Annotated in this window: 13 protein-coding genes; 8 read left to right on the plus strand and 5 right to left on the minus strand. The window is 52.2% G+C overall.

Annotated features, from left to right (window positions below):
* Positions 1–14 precede the first annotated feature (14 nt).
* Genes prfA through kdsA form a run of 5 tightly spaced genes read left to right on the plus strand, consistent with a single transcriptional unit; the run spans position 15 to position 4021 of the window.
* Positions 15–1097: a peptide chain release factor 1 gene (prfA, locus tag OGV71_RS16350; RefSeq protein WP_286533659.1), complete on the plus strand. Its 1083-nt coding sequence runs from the start codon at positions 15–17 to the stop codon at positions 1095–1097.
* Positions 1097–1930 carry a peptide chain release factor N(5)-glutamine methyltransferase gene (prmC, locus tag OGV71_RS16355; RefSeq protein WP_286533661.1) on the plus strand — a complete coding sequence of 278 codons (834 nt, stop codon included), beginning with the start codon at positions 1097–1099 and terminating at the stop codon, positions 1928–1930. Before prfA ends, prmC begins: the two co-directional genes overlap by 1 nt.
* Positions 1927–2319, plus strand: a complete 393-nt coding sequence (gene sirB2 / locus OGV71_RS16360) for an invasion regulator SirB2 (protein ID WP_003020779.1) — start codon at positions 1927–1929, stop codon at positions 2317–2319. Before prmC ends, sirB2 begins: the two co-directional genes overlap by 4 nt.
* Positions 2320–2321: 2 nt before the next feature.
* Entirely contained in the window at positions 2322–3131 is an 810-nt protein-coding gene (gene sirB1, locus OGV71_RS16365) for an invasion regulator SirB1 (RefSeq protein WP_003020775.1), read from the plus strand.
* Between the two features lie 35 nt (positions 3132–3166).
* Complete coding sequence (gene kdsA / locus OGV71_RS16370; RefSeq protein WP_003020772.1) at positions 3167–4021, plus strand: 3-deoxy-8-phosphooctulonate synthase; 855 nt, start codon at positions 3167–3169, stop codon at positions 4019–4021.
* A gap of 98 nt (positions 4022–4119) precedes the next feature.
* On the opposite strand, the gene chaA is transcribed toward kdsA, so the two are convergent.
* Positions 4120–5220 (minus strand): sodium-potassium/proton antiporter ChaA, encoded by a 1101-nt coding sequence (chaA, locus tag OGV71_RS16375; RefSeq protein WP_003020769.1) that lies wholly within the window; start codon positions 5218–5220, stop codon positions 4120–4122.
* A gap of 403 nt (positions 5221–5623) precedes the next feature.
* Here chaA and OGV71_RS16380 point away from each other — a divergent pair, with 403 nt between their 5' ends.
* Positions 5624–6319 (plus strand): gamma-glutamylcyclotransferase, encoded by a 696-nt coding sequence (locus OGV71_RS16380; protein ID WP_016150353.1) that lies wholly within the window; start codon positions 5624–5626, stop codon positions 6317–6319.
* Positions 6320–6373: 54 nt separating this feature from the next.
* Here the strand turns inward: OGV71_RS16380 and OGV71_RS16385 are convergent, their stop codons facing one another.
* Entirely contained in the window at positions 6374–6619 is a 246-nt protein-coding gene (locus OGV71_RS16385; RefSeq protein ID WP_003020763.1) for a DUF1883 domain-containing protein, read from the minus strand.
* 262 nt (positions 6620–6881) lie between these two features.
* On the minus strand, positions 6882–7235 hold the full coding sequence (locus OGV71_RS16390) for a DsrE/DsrF/TusD sulfur relay family protein (protein WP_032935460.1): 354 nt from the start codon (positions 7233–7235) through the stop codon (positions 6882–6884).
* A gap of 175 nt (positions 7236–7410) precedes the next feature.
* Here OGV71_RS16390 and OGV71_RS16395 point away from each other — a divergent pair, with 175 nt between their 5' ends.
* Positions 7411–8796 (plus strand): YchO/YchP family invasin, encoded by a 1386-nt coding sequence (locus tag OGV71_RS16395; RefSeq protein ID WP_286533663.1) that lies wholly within the window; start codon positions 7411–7413, stop codon positions 8794–8796.
* A gap of 21 nt (positions 8797–8817) precedes the next feature.
* On the opposite strand, the gene narL is transcribed toward OGV71_RS16395, so the two are convergent.
* The gene (gene narL, locus OGV71_RS16400; RefSeq protein ID WP_003020756.1) at positions 8818–9468 is read right to left on the minus strand and encodes a two-component system response regulator NarL; all 651 of its coding nucleotides are present in this window, start codon (positions 9466–9468) and stop codon (positions 8818–8820) included.
* A complete protein-coding gene (gene narX / locus OGV71_RS16405; RefSeq protein ID WP_003020754.1) occupies positions 9461–11257 on the minus strand; it encodes a nitrate/nitrite two-component system sensor histidine kinase NarX in 1797 nt (598 codons plus the stop codon). Before narX ends, narL begins: the two co-directional genes overlap by 8 nt.
* A 340-nt stretch (positions 11258–11597) precedes the next feature.
* Here narX and OGV71_RS16410 point away from each other — a divergent pair, with 340 nt between their 5' ends.
* Positions 11598–12989, plus strand: a complete 1392-nt coding sequence (locus OGV71_RS16410) for a NarK family nitrate/nitrite MFS transporter (RefSeq protein ID WP_003020752.1) — start codon at positions 11598–11600, stop codon at positions 12987–12989.
* The last annotated feature ends 439 nt before the right edge of the window (positions 12990–13428 follow it).

Here is a 13428-nt window from a genome sequence, read left to right on the forward strand (position 1 = left end):
GTGCATTTACGCCTATGAAGCCTTCTATCGTTGCCAAACTGGAAGCCCTGCATGAACGCCATGAAGAAGTTCAGGCGCTGCTCGGTGATGCGGGTACTATCGCAGACCAGGATCGCTTTCGTGCGCTGTCGCGCGAATATGCGCAATTAAGCGATGTCTCTCGCTGTTTTACGGACTGGCAACAGGTTCAGGAAGATATCGAGACGGCTCAGATGATGCTCGACGATCCTGAAATGCGTGAAATGGCGCAGGATGAACTGCGCGAAGCAAAAGAGAAATGCGAGCAACTGGAACAGCATCTGCAGGTCCTGCTGTTACCTAAAGACCCCGATGACGAACGTAACGCTTTCCTCGAAGTGCGTGCGGGAACCGGTGGTGACGAAGCGGCGCTGTTTGCCGGCGATCTGTTCCGCATGTACAGCCGTTACGCTGAATCGCGTCGCTGGCGGGTAGAGATCATGAGCGCCAGCGAAGGCGAACATGGCGGGTTTAAAGAAGTCATTGCCAAGATTAGCGGCGAAGGCGTTTACGGGCGACTGAAGTTTGAGTCCGGCGGCCATCGCGTGCAGCGCGTACCTGCGACGGAATCGCAGGGGCGTATTCATACTTCTGCCTGTACGGTCGCTGTCATGCCGGAACTGCCGGATGCCGAACTGCCGGATATCAACCCGGCCGATCTGCGTATTGATACCTTCCGTTCATCAGGCGCGGGCGGTCAGCACGTTAACACCACCGATTCCGCAATCCGTATTACCCACTTACCGACCGGTATCGTGGTGGAATGCCAGGACGAACGTTCACAGCATAAAAACAAAGCCAAAGCGATGTCGGTGCTGGGGGCGCGAATTCGTGCCGCCGAAGTGGCAAGACGTCAACAGGCGGAAGCCTCTGAACGTCGTAACCTGTTGGGCAGCGGCGATCGCAGCGATCGTAACCGCACCTATAACTTCCCGCAGGGTCGTGTGACCGATCACCGCATTAACCTGACACTCTACCGTCTGGATGAAGTGATGGAAGGCAAACTGGATATGCTGATTGAGCCGATTGTCCAGGAATACCAGGCCGACCAACTGGCGGCGTTGTCCGAGCAGGATTAATGGATTATCAGCACTGGCTGCGTGAAGCGATAAGCCAATTACAGGCAAGCGAAAGCCCGCGCCGCGACGCCGAGATTTTACTCGAGTTTGTCACCGGTAAGGGGCGCACCTTTATTCTGGCGTTCGGCGAAACGGTGTTAACCGAGGCGCAGCGTCAACGGCTCGATACATTACTGGAACGCCGTCAGCGAGGTGAGCCGGTGGCACATCTGACCGGCGTGCGCGAGTTCTGGTCGCTGCCGCTGTTTGTCTCTCCGGCTACGCTTATTCCACGCCCGGATACTGAGTGTCTTGTTGAGCAGGCGCTGGCTCGTCTGCCTGCCTCTGCGTGTCGTATTCTCGATTTGGGAACCGGTACGGGCGCCATTGCGCTGGCGCTGGCAACTGAGCGTCCGGATTGCGCGGTGACCGCGGTTGACCGCATGCCCGATGCCGTGGCGCTGGCAACTCGCAACAAACAGCATCTGGCCATCGACAATGTTTGCGTGCTGCAAAGCGACTGGTTCAGCGCTTTGCAGGGGCAGAAGTTTGACATGATTGTCAGCAATCCGCCGTATATCGACGAACAGGACCCGCACCTGGCGCTTGGCGATGTACGTTTTGAGCCGCTATCGGCACTGGTGGCGGGTGAGCAGGGTATGGCGGATATCGTGCATATCATTGACGAGTCTCGACACATGCTAACGCCCGGCGGCTATTTGTTGCTGGAGCACGGCTGGCAGCAAGGACAGGCAGTCCGCGACGCCTATACTCATGCCGGTTACCAGGCGGTTGAAACCTGCCGCGACTATGGCGGCAACGAGCGAATTACGCTTGGACGCATCCCATCATGAGTACTTTCAGCGTGTTACTCAACGTCCATCTCATCAGCATTGCGCTTTCAGTTGGTCTGTTAACGCTGCGTTTTTGGTGGCGTTACACCGACTCGCGCCTTGCCTGTGCGCGCTGGACGCGCATCGTGCCGCCGGTTGTCGATACCGTTTTATTACTCAGCGGCATAGCGTTAATGGTTAAAGCGCACATCCTGCCATTCACTGAGCACGGGACATGGCTGACTGAAAAGCTGTTTGGGGTTATCATTTACATCGTTTTGGGTTTTATTGCGCTCGATTATCGTCGGGCGCGCAGTCAGCAGGCGCGATTAGTCGCATTTCCGCTGGCGCTGGTGGTGCTGTACATCATCATTAAACTCGCCACCACAAAAATACCGTTACTGGGGTAAGCATGAGGTCGTTAGCTGATTTCGAATTTAATAAAGCGCCATTGTGTGATGGGATGATCCTGGCGTCGGAGTCTATCCGTCTGGATTTTCCAACACAAACTGTGTATGACGAACTGGAACGTCTGGTTAGTCTGGCGCAAGAAGAAATTAGCCAGCTCCTGTCTCAGGATGAGCAACTGGAAAAACTGCTGGCACTTTTTTACGGCGAATGGGGGTTTACGGATACCCACGGCGTCTATCGTCTTTCTGATGCATTATGGCTTGACCAGGTACTGAAAAATCGTCAGGGCAGCGCTGTATCTCTGGGCGCTATCTTGTTGTGGATTGCCAATCGACTGGAGCTACCGCTGGTGCCGGTGATTTTCCCGACACAACTCATCCTGCGTATTGAATCGCTCGATGGCGAAATGTGGCTAATCAATCCGTTCAATGGCGAAACGTTAAATGAGCACACGCTGGAAGTGTGGCTGAAGGGGAATATCAGCCCGGTCGCGGAGCTGTTTAACGAAGACCTGGATGAGGCGGATAATGCAGAAGTAATCCGCAAGCTGCTCGACACGCTGAAATCATCGCTGATGGAAGAGCGGCAAATGGAGCTGGCTCTGCGTGCCAGCGAAGCACTATTACAGTTTAATCCTGAAGATCCGTATGAAATACGCGATCGTGGATTAATCTACGCGCAGCTCGAGTGTGAACATGTTGCGCTGACCGATTTAAGTTATTTCGTTGAGCAGTGTCCGGAAGACCCGATCAGCGAAATGATTCGTGCGCAGATTAATACTATTTCGCACAAGCAAATTGTATTGCATTGATTAATGACACTTTACCTACCGTTTAAGGCGATCCTATGAAACAAAAAGTGGTTAGCATTGGCGACATCAACGTGGCAAATGACCTGCCGTTCGTGCTGTTTGGCGGAATGAACGTGCTGGAATCCCGCGATCTGGCGATGCGCATTTGTGAGCACTACGTAACCGTTACTCAAAAGCTGGGTATCCCTTACGTGTTCAAAGCCTCCTTTGATAAAGCCAACCGTTCTTCCATCCACTCTTACCGTGGACCGGGCCTTGAAGAAGGGATGAAAATCTTCCAGGAACTGAAGCAGACTTTTGGCGTAAAAGTGATCACCGACGTTCACGAAGCCAGCCAGGCGCAGCCTGTTGCTGACGTGGTGGATGTGATTCAGCTGCCGGCATTCCTCGCGCGTCAGACCGATCTGGTGGAAGCGATGGCGAAAACCGGTGCCGTTATCAACGTGAAGAAACCGCAGTTCGTAAGCCCTGGCCAGATGGGCAATATTGTGGATAAATTCCATGAAGGTGGTAACGATAAAGTTATTCTGTGCGACCGTGGCGCGAACTTTGGTTATGACAACCTGGTTGTGGACATGCTGGGCTTCAGCGTGATGAAGAAAGTCTCCGGAAACTCACCGGTGATTTTTGACGTTACCCATGCGCTGCAATGCCGTGACCCGTTTGGCGCAGCAAGCGGCGGTCGTCGTGCGCAGGTTACCGAACTGGCTCGCGCCGGTATGGCGGTAGGTCTGGCGGGTCTGTTTATTGAAGCGCATCCGGATCCAGCCAATGCGAAATGCGATGGCCCATCCGCGCTGCCGCTGGCGAAACTTGAACAGTTCCTGACGCAGATTAAAGCGATTGATGACCTGGTGAAAAGCTTCGACGAGCTGGATACTGAGAACTAATTCATTTTGTGTGCCTGATAGAGCTTGCGCTTATCAGGTATACGAAAGGAAATAAGAAGCCGGACCCGACAAGTTATGTCGGTGTCCGGCTTTTTTCATCAGGCAAATATCGTCATCAGATAGGCGATAAACAGCGCCAGATGTGCCGCACCGTTAAGCACATTGGTGCGTCCGGTGGAGAAAGAGATATGGCACAATACCAGTGAAGAAACCATCACAATCATCTCTGGCGCGCCCAGCGCAAACACCAAATCATTCCCGGTTGCCCATGCGATCAGCGTCACCACTGGTACGGTCAGTGAAATAGTGGCTAATACTGAACCGAAGAACAAATTCATCGCCCGCTGTACCTGATTGCTCAGAACCGCTTTCAGCGCGCCCAGCCCTTCAGGAGAGAGGATGAGTAACGCGACCAGGAAACCGGTAAAGGCCACTGGTGCATTCAGTTCAGTCAGCAATGTCTCCAGAGGGCTGGCGTTCATCTTGGTTACGGCGATAACGGCGATCAGATGAATGATAAGCCAGGCGGCGTGCCACATATTGCTGTGTGCTGACGGCTTACCGTGATGCGGGTCGTCATCGTCGCCTTCATCTTCATGCTCGTAAATGAACAGGCTTTGGTGCGTTTTGGTTTGGATTAGTAAAAATACGCCGTACATCGCTGCAGAAATTAACGCGACCAACAACGCCTGCGCAGTGGTGAAATTAGCGCCCGGTAGAGCCATTGGGAACACCAGGACAATAATGGCCAGTGGGAACAGGGCAATTAAATACTGTTTAATACCAAACAGGTTCATATACTGAGTAGCAAATTTACGGCCACCCAACAGTAATGAAAAACCGACCAGACCTCCGGTGACGATCATAATGATTGAATACAGCGTGTCGCGCATGAGGGTAGGCGCAGCATCACCGGTCGCCATTAATGCGGAGATTAAGCTGACTTCGAGAATAACGACGGACAGGCTGAGGATCAGCGACCCGTAGGGCTCGCCAAGTCGATGCGCTAATACATCCGCATGACGGACAACGCTGAATGCGCTGCTTAATATACCAATAAGGGCCAGCGCATTAATACCGATGACCACTGGTAGTGACTGACTGCTCCCCCAGAAGAACAGGACTACCAGCGCCAAAATCGGGAAGACGAGAGAGGTCTCCTTGTGGCGGGTTTTTACCGCCTCATGTACTTGTGTCATTGAACTAATTCTCCATCTCTGCAGGTATTTATAATTATAAAAGTATTAAAGAATGTAAAAAATAACAGATCTTTCGGTATTTCCGATCCGATTTTACGTAATTTTACGGCATGGACCAATTTTTGCATCAAAGCGAATAAAATTGCATATCTTGTTTATAGAATATTTAAATAACAAAGCATTAGGCTTTAGCGTCAACAAAAATTGCTGATAATCCTGATACAAATGATAGTGCAGGACGTACCAACGCGAGAGGATATAAAATGCCGTTGACGCTTTGCTGGCTTGCAAGCGAGCGGTGAATTGCCTATTGTCCAGCTATTGGTTTCAAAATGAGCAGTAAAAAAGCCCGGAAGGCGTCAAAAAAGTTGTCGCAGGGAAGCAGCAGTGGCGGAGGTGTAAGGTGTTAACACGTGATTTTTTATTGAATGCCGACTGTAAGACGGCATTTGGTGCTATTGAAGAATCACTACTCTGGTCAGCGGAACAACGGGCAGCCTCACTGGCGGCCACGCTTGCTTGCCGACCCGATGATGGACCGGTGTGGATCTTCGGTTATGGATCGTTGATGTGGAATCCGGCCTTAGAGTTTGATGAGTCCTGTACCGGGACGTTAGTCGGCTGGCACCGCGCTTTTTGCCTGCGCCTGACGGCGGGGCGAGGAACGGCGGGTCAGCCAGGACGTATGCTGGCCTTGAAAGAGGGCGGACGCACTACTGGTGTAGCCTATCGTCTGCCGAACGCGTCGCTGGAACAAGAGCTCTCTTTGCTGTGGAAGCGTGAAATGATCACCGGATGCTATCTGCCCACCTGGTGCCAGTTGGCGCTGGATGATGGTCGGACGGTGAACGCGCTGGTCTTTATTATGGATCCGCGTCATCCGCTGTTTGAGTCAGACACGCGCGCGCAGGTGATTGCGCCGCTTATCGCTGCGGCGAGCGGACCTTTAGGCACCAACGCCCAGTATTTGTTCTCGCTGGAACAAGAGCTGGTCAAGTTGGGAATGCAGGATGACTGTCTTAACGATCTGGTGATCTCGGTCAAACGATTGTTGGGAGAGAACCTGCCGGAAGGCGTTATGCGGCCAGGGTTTGCCTGAATCTAGCCGGGAACTGAATGCCCGAAAGCCAGGCGCTTTTCGGGCAATTAACGCTTAGGCTGCAATATAACTTATTGAATGCTCTAGCGACTGGCTGTGGCTGTCGATCAGCACATTCCAGATGCCGGTATAGGGCACGGTCAACCATGCGTTGTCACGATCCTGCACGCTTAAGATGTCGGACTGCGTGTCTTTGACGTGATTTTTCTCGCTCATCAGATGGATGTGACAGCGCTCGGAACAGCGCACAACCACCGTATCGCCACCAAATAACTTTAAACTTGCCTTCACTAATGCCATTTTTCACCCCGTTCTTGAAAACAACGTACTTTCTGTCGAAAGTGCTGCGTGATGTTGTTCACATTTCACTCATTGCATAACACCAAAGGGGGCGCAACGGGATGCTGATTTTGATCAAAAAATGGCATAACGATTAAACAAAAGTGACAAAATCCCTCAAAAGGATTGAAAGGGCGTGCTAACGTTCAACGAAACCGCGCCCATCTACGATTAAATCCGGAAATTATCGACACTTTCAGTGTGCTTGCCTGAAAGCGGTGTATCAGAAGGTCAGTACTTTATCTGCAGCCAGCGTCCATTGAGCCAGTTCAACCAGCGTGCCGACGGCTACTCCGTCAATTAACGGCAGCATCGTGATCCCACGGCCATCGGTGCAGGTTTTGCACAGTTTGACCGGCACATTTTGCGCCGTAAGAATCTCCAGCATTTGCTGAATATTGTATCCTTCCGCGGGTTTTTGACCACGCAATCCCGCGGTTACCGCGTCCGACATTAAAAACAAACGCAGGTCGAGATCCCCTTCCTGCTCGCGCAAGGCGATAGCCAGACGTAGGCTGTTAAATAACGATTCGCTTCCATAGGCTGCACCGTTCGCGACGATCACTATCTTTTGCATTTTTACTCCTTTTGCTGCATGTGAGCGTTAAAAACTGACACATATGTTACACCTATTTCTAGATGCCAGGATAATGCCGAAAAAGGAAGGAAGGGCTGAAAATCAATACTGAAGACGTTATGGTTTAAGATAAGTATGCCGCTGTGGCTAATAGATATAAGAAACCACTAACGATTTGAGCCGTAATATTTATTTATCTCTCGCTGTATTTGCACTCTTGCCGTTGGCAGGCGGTACTGCCAGCGCGCAATCGTCATTTATTCACCAGGCGGAAAACCCTTTCGATAACAATAGTGATGGCTTGCCCGATCTTGGTATGGCGCCGGAGTCGCGGGCAGGCGAAAAGCACTTTGCCGAAATGGTCAAAGCGTTTGGTGAAGCCAGCATGACCGATAACGGGCTTGATACCGGTGAACAGGCGAAGCAGTTTGCGTTTGGCCAGGTGCGCGACAGGGTCAGCGAACAGGTGAATCAGCAACTGGAATCCTGGCTCTCTCCCTGGGGAAACGCCAGCGTCGGGTTGCAGGTGGATAACGAAGGCAGCTTTACCGGGAGTCGGGGAAGTTGGTTTATACCGTGGCAGGATAATCAACGTTATCTTACCTGGAGCCAGTTGGGGCTCACGCAACAGGACAGAGGCCTGGTCAGTAATGCGGGGATTGGGCAGCGCTGGGTTCGTGACGGTTGGTTACTGGGTTACAACACCTTTTATGACAACCTGCTGGATGAGAATCTGCCTCGGGGAGGCGTGGGGGCAGAAGCGTGGGGTGAATACCTCCGTTTATCTGCTAATTACTATCAACCGTTGTCCTCCTGGCAGGATCGTTTTGCAACTCAAGAACAACGGATGGCCCGGGGATACGACCTGACCGCGCAAATGCGCATGCCGTTCTATCAACATCTCAATACCAGCGTCAGCGTGGAGCAGTATTTTGGCGACCAGGTGGATCTGTTTCATTCCGGAACTGGGTACCACAATCCTGTGGCGGTGAATCTGGGATTGAGCTATACGCCGGTGCCGCTGATCACCGTGACAGCACAGCATAAGCAGGGTGAAAATGGCGTCAGTCAGAATAACCTCGGATTAACGTTAAATTACCGTTTTGGCGTGCCGCTAAAAAAACAGCTGATGGTAAGCGAGGTGGCAAACAGCCGATCGCTGCGCGGCAGTCGTTATGACGATCCACAACGTAACAATCTGCCGACGCTGGAGTATCGCCAGCGTAAAACACTGTCGGTATTTTTGGCCACGCCGCCCTGGGATCTCAAGCCTGGTGAGACGGTGGCGTTGAAGCTGCAGGTGCGTAGTTTGCATGGGATCCGTCGTCTGGCATGGCAGGGTGATACTCAGGCATTGAGCTTAACGGCTGGCAGCAATAGCCGAAGCGCGCAGGGTTGGACGATTATTATGCCGAAGTGGGACAACAGAGAAGGTGCGACAAACCGCTGGCGGTTGTCTGTGGTGGTAGAAGATGAGCAGGGCCAGCGTGTCTCTTCCAATGAGATCACGCTATCACTGACCGAACCGTTTATTACCGTTTCGGAAAATGATCCTCGTTAACAATGACGCATGAGCGCGTTATCAGAAAATGCGTTCCTGGTGCACCCATACCGCGGCTTCAACGCGTGATTTGAGCTTCATTTTCTTCAGCATATGCTTCACGTGAACTTTTACTGTGCTTTCGGTGATGTCGAGGCGGCGGGCGATCATCTTATTAGGCAGACCCTGGGCGATGAGTTTAAGAATATCGCGTTCGCGCGGCGTCAGTTGAGTAACATCACGGTCGGACGTTGCGCGATTGGCGCGCAGGCTGGCGGCCAGAACCGGGGTTAAGGCTTCGCTCAGCACCATTTCACCAGCGGCAGCCTGCTGCAATGCTTTCAGTAAATCTTCTGGCTCCATATCTTTCAGCAGGTAACCGTCGGCACCACGCTTCAGTGCGGTAACCACATCTTCTTCATGATTGGATACGCTAAACACAACGATACGGCCCGACAGTGATTTTTCACGCAGCTTATCGAGGGTTTCCAGACCGTTCATGCCGGGCATGTTGAGATCAAGCAGGATCAGATCGGGATCAAGGGATTCAGCCAGCTCGATACCCTGCTCACCATTGCTGGCTTCGCCGACAACGGTAATATCGGGCGCCATGCTGACAAGCTGTTTTACACCGGTTCTCAGCATCGGATGATCGTCGATCAACAGGATAGTTGCCGGTTCCAGATTACTCATGGGTATCTCCTTGGACTTCTGTGAAGTTTGTTTCGGGAATAAAAGTGACAGCAACTTCAGTACCGCCCGTCTCGCGACGGCGTACGCGGCAATCGCCGCGCAAGCTCTGCGCGCGGTCGCGCATTATTATCATGCCGTAGTGGTTACTGCGTTCGGCGTTTTCCGGTACGCCGCAGCCGTTATCTTGCACTGTCAGTTTGACCTGCTTGCCATTTTGCACCACCGTCACGACCACTTCATTGGCCTGAGAGTGTTTAAGTGCGTTGCTCAGGGCTTCGCGCGCAATTTGTAGCAGGTGAATCGCCTGATGCGAAGGGACCAGGCGTGGCGGTAGCTGATAATCCAGCTTAACCGTAAATCCAAAACGGGCGCTGTACTCCTGACAGCTGGCTTCCAGCGCCGGTCGTAATCCAGGTTCCGTGAGCTGTAAACGGAAGGTGGTTAACAGTTCTCGCAGTTGTGCCCATGAAGCATTTAGCTCGTTACGAATCTGGCTGAGCAACTCGCGACAGTTATCTGAAAGCGCATCGCCCTGCATCTGTAAACAGCTAACCTGCATCTTCATACAAGAGAGCGATTGTGCAATAGAATCATGAAGTTCGCGCGCAATGGTGGCACGCTCTTCCATCACAATCAACTGCTGTTGACGCTCCTGATGCCTGTCGAGCGCAAGCGTTGCGGTCAGTTGCTCAACCAGTGTATCAACCAGCTGCTGCTGATCGTGGCTGAGATGGCGTCCGTTCGGCAAGGTGGCGAGCAAAATACCATACTGGGTATGCGCGTCGGTCAGCCGCCATTTCAATGTAATCCCGCCGTCAATCGCGGGCAGCGTTCCGCGAGGACACAGATGGCAACCTTTCTCATCACAGCTGGCATTTGACTGACAGGTAAATTCCTGATGATTGTCTTCATCTTCCAGGTCGTAAACCCGGAGCTCAATATCATGCAGCAAGGTCAAATTTTGCAAACCATTCAGTACCGGAGAGAGGCGTTCGCACAACGGCACCTGAGAGTGCAGGCGGCGGTTAGCTTGCCACAGGAAAGAAAGAATCTGATTTTTGTGCTCCAGCCCCGCCGTTTTCTCCTGTACTCGCTGTTCCAGCACAGCGTAACTTTCGGCCAGTTCTTCCGACATATTATTTAGCGCCGAACCCAGAGCCGCCATCTCATTACGACCGCTGATATGCGCGCGTTGGGTAAAATCACGCTGGCTGACGGCTCGCGCCATCGACAGCAGCTGTTTCCACGGCTCTAACAGGCGCACGCGCAGCCAGATAATCGTGAAAACCAGCAGCAATGCCATAAATACGGCCATCAGGCGATGCAGCAGGACGACGCGTTCAATGCGTAATTCGGTGGTATGGTCAAAGGCGGTGACCAATTTATCCAGTCCGCCCACAAAGCGCGTCACATCCTGCGCTACCGCATCAGGCGTTTGCGCATGCGCAAGTCCCGGCGCAAGTTCAGTGTGCCAGTAATCCTGTAATGCTTTTAACTGCGCCTGTTGTCCGTCTCGTTTTGCGGCCCGCGTCAACTCCGGGCTAAACGCCGTTTGCTCCATTTCATCCAGCAGCGGTTGATCGCTAGCGTCCAGTGGTACGGCAGCCAGCAGGCGATAACTCTGCATGCGCAGCGATCCCGCTTTGTTGATTGCATGGGCGCTACCCTGAACGCCCTGAACCAGCCAGCCGGAGACAGCCATACCCGCCACGCCGATGGCTGTGGACAATAAAACAATCAGCGCCACCTGGTTGACCAGCGTAAGCGGGGAGAGACAACGTTTAAACATGGTGACTTGTTCCTTCGGGTTTTCGTCGAACAGAAAACCTTATTGAATGACGATTCTGCTGCAGGCAGTGGCGTTATTCTCGGCGATACACTGGAGTATACCCATACCTCAAACGGGCTACCTCTTAATTGCCAGTGGAGGGAGAGATCCTGGGCGACGGGGAGTAGGAGGCGACAGAAGCGTGAAAAACCACATCTTTTTTACCGAAGTTATGTACTCATTAAGGGTAATAATAAATTTTAGGCATGAATAATGACACCTTTTCCTTTGATTTATATCAACTTACCTCCAGCTGTAAACCCTAATGTTGCAGGCATCGAAACAAGTATCAGAGGTGTCTATGAGTCACTCATCTGCCCCGGAAAGGGCATCTGGAGCTGTAATTACCGAATGGCGGCCGGAAGATCCCGCCTTCTGGCAGCAGCGTGGTCAACGAATCGCCAGCCGTAACCTGTGGATTTCCGTCCCTTGCTTGCTGCTGGCGTTTTGCGTGTGGATGTTATTTAGCGCCGTGGCGGTGAACTTACCGAAAGTCGGATTTGATTTCACCACTGAACAACTGTTCATGCTGACGGCATTACCTTCGGTGTCCGGCGCGCTGCTGCGTGTTCCGTACTCCTTTATGGTCCCCCTGTTTGGTGGACGTCGCTGGACGGCATTTAGCACCGGCATCCTGATCATTCCTTGCGTATGGTTAGGTTTTGCGGTGCAGGATACCTCCACGCCGTTTAGTACCTTTATTATTATCTCCCTGCTGTGCGGCTTCGCTGGTGCGAACTTTGCGTCCAGTATGGCAAACATCAGCTTCTTCTTTCCAAAACAGAAACAGGGCGGCGCGCTGGGTCTGAACGGTGGCCTGGGCAACATGGGCGTCAGCGTGATGCAGCTGGTCGCGCCGCTGGTGGTTTCATTGTCAATCTTTGCCGCATTTGGTAGCCACGGGGTTGAACAACCGGATGGTACACAGCTGTATCTGGCAAACGCCGCATGGATTTGGGTGCCGTTCCTCGCTATTTTCACGCTGGCCGCATGGTTCGGTATGAACGAACTGGCAACCTCCAAAGCCTCGCTGAAAGAGCAATTGCCGGTGCTGAAACGCGGGCATTTGTGGATTATGAGCCTGCTGTATCTGGCGACCTTCGGTTCCTTTATCGGTTTCTCTGCCGGTTTCGCGATGCTGTCAAAAACGCAGTTCCCTGAGGTGCAGATCCTGCATTACGCCTTCTTTGGCCCGTTCATTGGTGCGCTGGCGCGTTCTGCGGGCGGCGCAATCTCTGACCGTCTGGGCGGGACCCGCGTCACGTTGGTGAACTTCATTCTGATGGCTATTTTCAGTGCCTTATTGTTCCTGACGCTGCCATCAAACGGTGTCGGCGGCAACTTCATTGCCTTCTTCGCTGTGTTCCTGGCGTTGTTCCTGACGGCTGGTCTGGGGAGTGGTTCAACCTTCCAGATGATCTCTGTAATCTTTCGCAAACTGACGATGGACAGAGTGAAAGCTGAAGGTGGTTCAGAAGAGAAAGCGATGCGCGAGGCGGCAACCGATACGGCGGCAGCGTTGGGCTTTATCTCTGCTATTGGTGCGATCGGCGGCTTCTTTATCCCGAAAGCATTTGGCACGTCCCTGGCATTAACCGGTTCTCCGGTCGGTGCGATGAAAGTATTTCTGATCTTCTATGTCGCTTGTGTGGTTATCACCTGGGCGGTATACGGACGTCATTCTAAAAAGTAAAAAAGTGGTATACACAAAATCATTCTAACTGCATCAAGGCGACAAGTGAGAAATCCCCAGGAGCTAACAGAAGTAAGTGACTGGGGAGAACGAGCGCAGCCAACGCGAAGCAGTTTGAAGGATGAAGTGTAAGTTGATTATCCATTGCGCGGTGTTAGACCGCGCTTTTTTTTGTCTGTAATTAGTTACAACATACTTTTGTATTGTGGCATGACAACAGCCTGTGAGAACGGCGTACGCAACATGCTAAGCAGGGGGGATACCCCTTAATACCCACTTATAAAGAATTTAACATTTGCATGATAATTGAATTATTAAAAATCCTTTAAATTCAATTTATTACGTTAAATATCAATATCCCACTTTGGGGGTATGTAAAAACCAACCCTCATTTTTCATCCCTGCCTGCCTTGATCGTTATCAATTCTCACGCCCTTTC

The sequence above is a fragment of the Citrobacter sp. Cf088 genome (genome assembly GCF_030334295.1).
Taxonomy (GTDB): domain Bacteria; phylum Pseudomonadota; class Gammaproteobacteria; order Enterobacterales; family Enterobacteriaceae; genus Citrobacter; species Citrobacter freundii.

What these genes read in the sequence shown, in the direction of transcription:
- narL (WP_003020756.1), bottom strand. Translation starts at nt 9,468, where the DNA reads ATGAGTAATCTGGAACCGGCAACTATCCTGTTGATCGACGATCATCCG.
- prfA (WP_286533659.1), top strand. Translation starts at nt 15, where the DNA reads ATGAAGCCTTCTATCGTTGCCAAACTGGAAGCCCTGCATGAACGCCAT.
- chaA (WP_003020769.1), bottom strand. Translation starts at nt 5,220, where the DNA reads ATGACACAAGTACATGAGGCGGTAAAAACCCGCCACAAGGAGACCTCT.
- narX (WP_003020754.1), bottom strand. Translation starts at nt 11,257, where the DNA reads ATGTTTAAACGTTGTCTCTCCCCGCTTACGCTGGTCAACCAGGTGGCG.
- kdsA (WP_003020772.1), top strand. Translation starts at nt 3,167, where the DNA reads ATGAAACAAAAAGTGGTTAGCATTGGCGACATCAACGTGGCAAATGAC.
- OGV71_RS16410 (WP_003020752.1), top strand. Translation starts at nt 11,598, where the DNA reads ATGAGTCACTCATCTGCCCCGGAAAGGGCATCTGGAGCTGTAATTACC.
- OGV71_RS16390 (WP_032935460.1), bottom strand. Translation starts at nt 7,235, where the DNA reads ATGCAAAAGATAGTGATCGTCGCGAACGGTGCAGCCTATGGAAGCGAA.
- sirB2 (WP_003020779.1), top strand. Translation starts at nt 1,927, where the DNA reads ATGAGTACTTTCAGCGTGTTACTCAACGTCCATCTCATCAGCATTGCG.
- OGV71_RS16385 (WP_003020763.1), bottom strand. Translation starts at nt 6,619, where the DNA reads ATGGCATTAGTGAAGGCAAGTTTAAAGTTATTTGGTGGCGATACGGTG.
- prmC (WP_286533661.1), top strand. Translation starts at nt 1,097, where the DNA reads ATGGATTATCAGCACTGGCTGCGTGAAGCGATAAGCCAATTACAGGCA.
- sirB1 (WP_003020775.1), top strand. Translation starts at nt 2,322, where the DNA reads ATGAGGTCGTTAGCTGATTTCGAATTTAATAAAGCGCCATTGTGTGAT.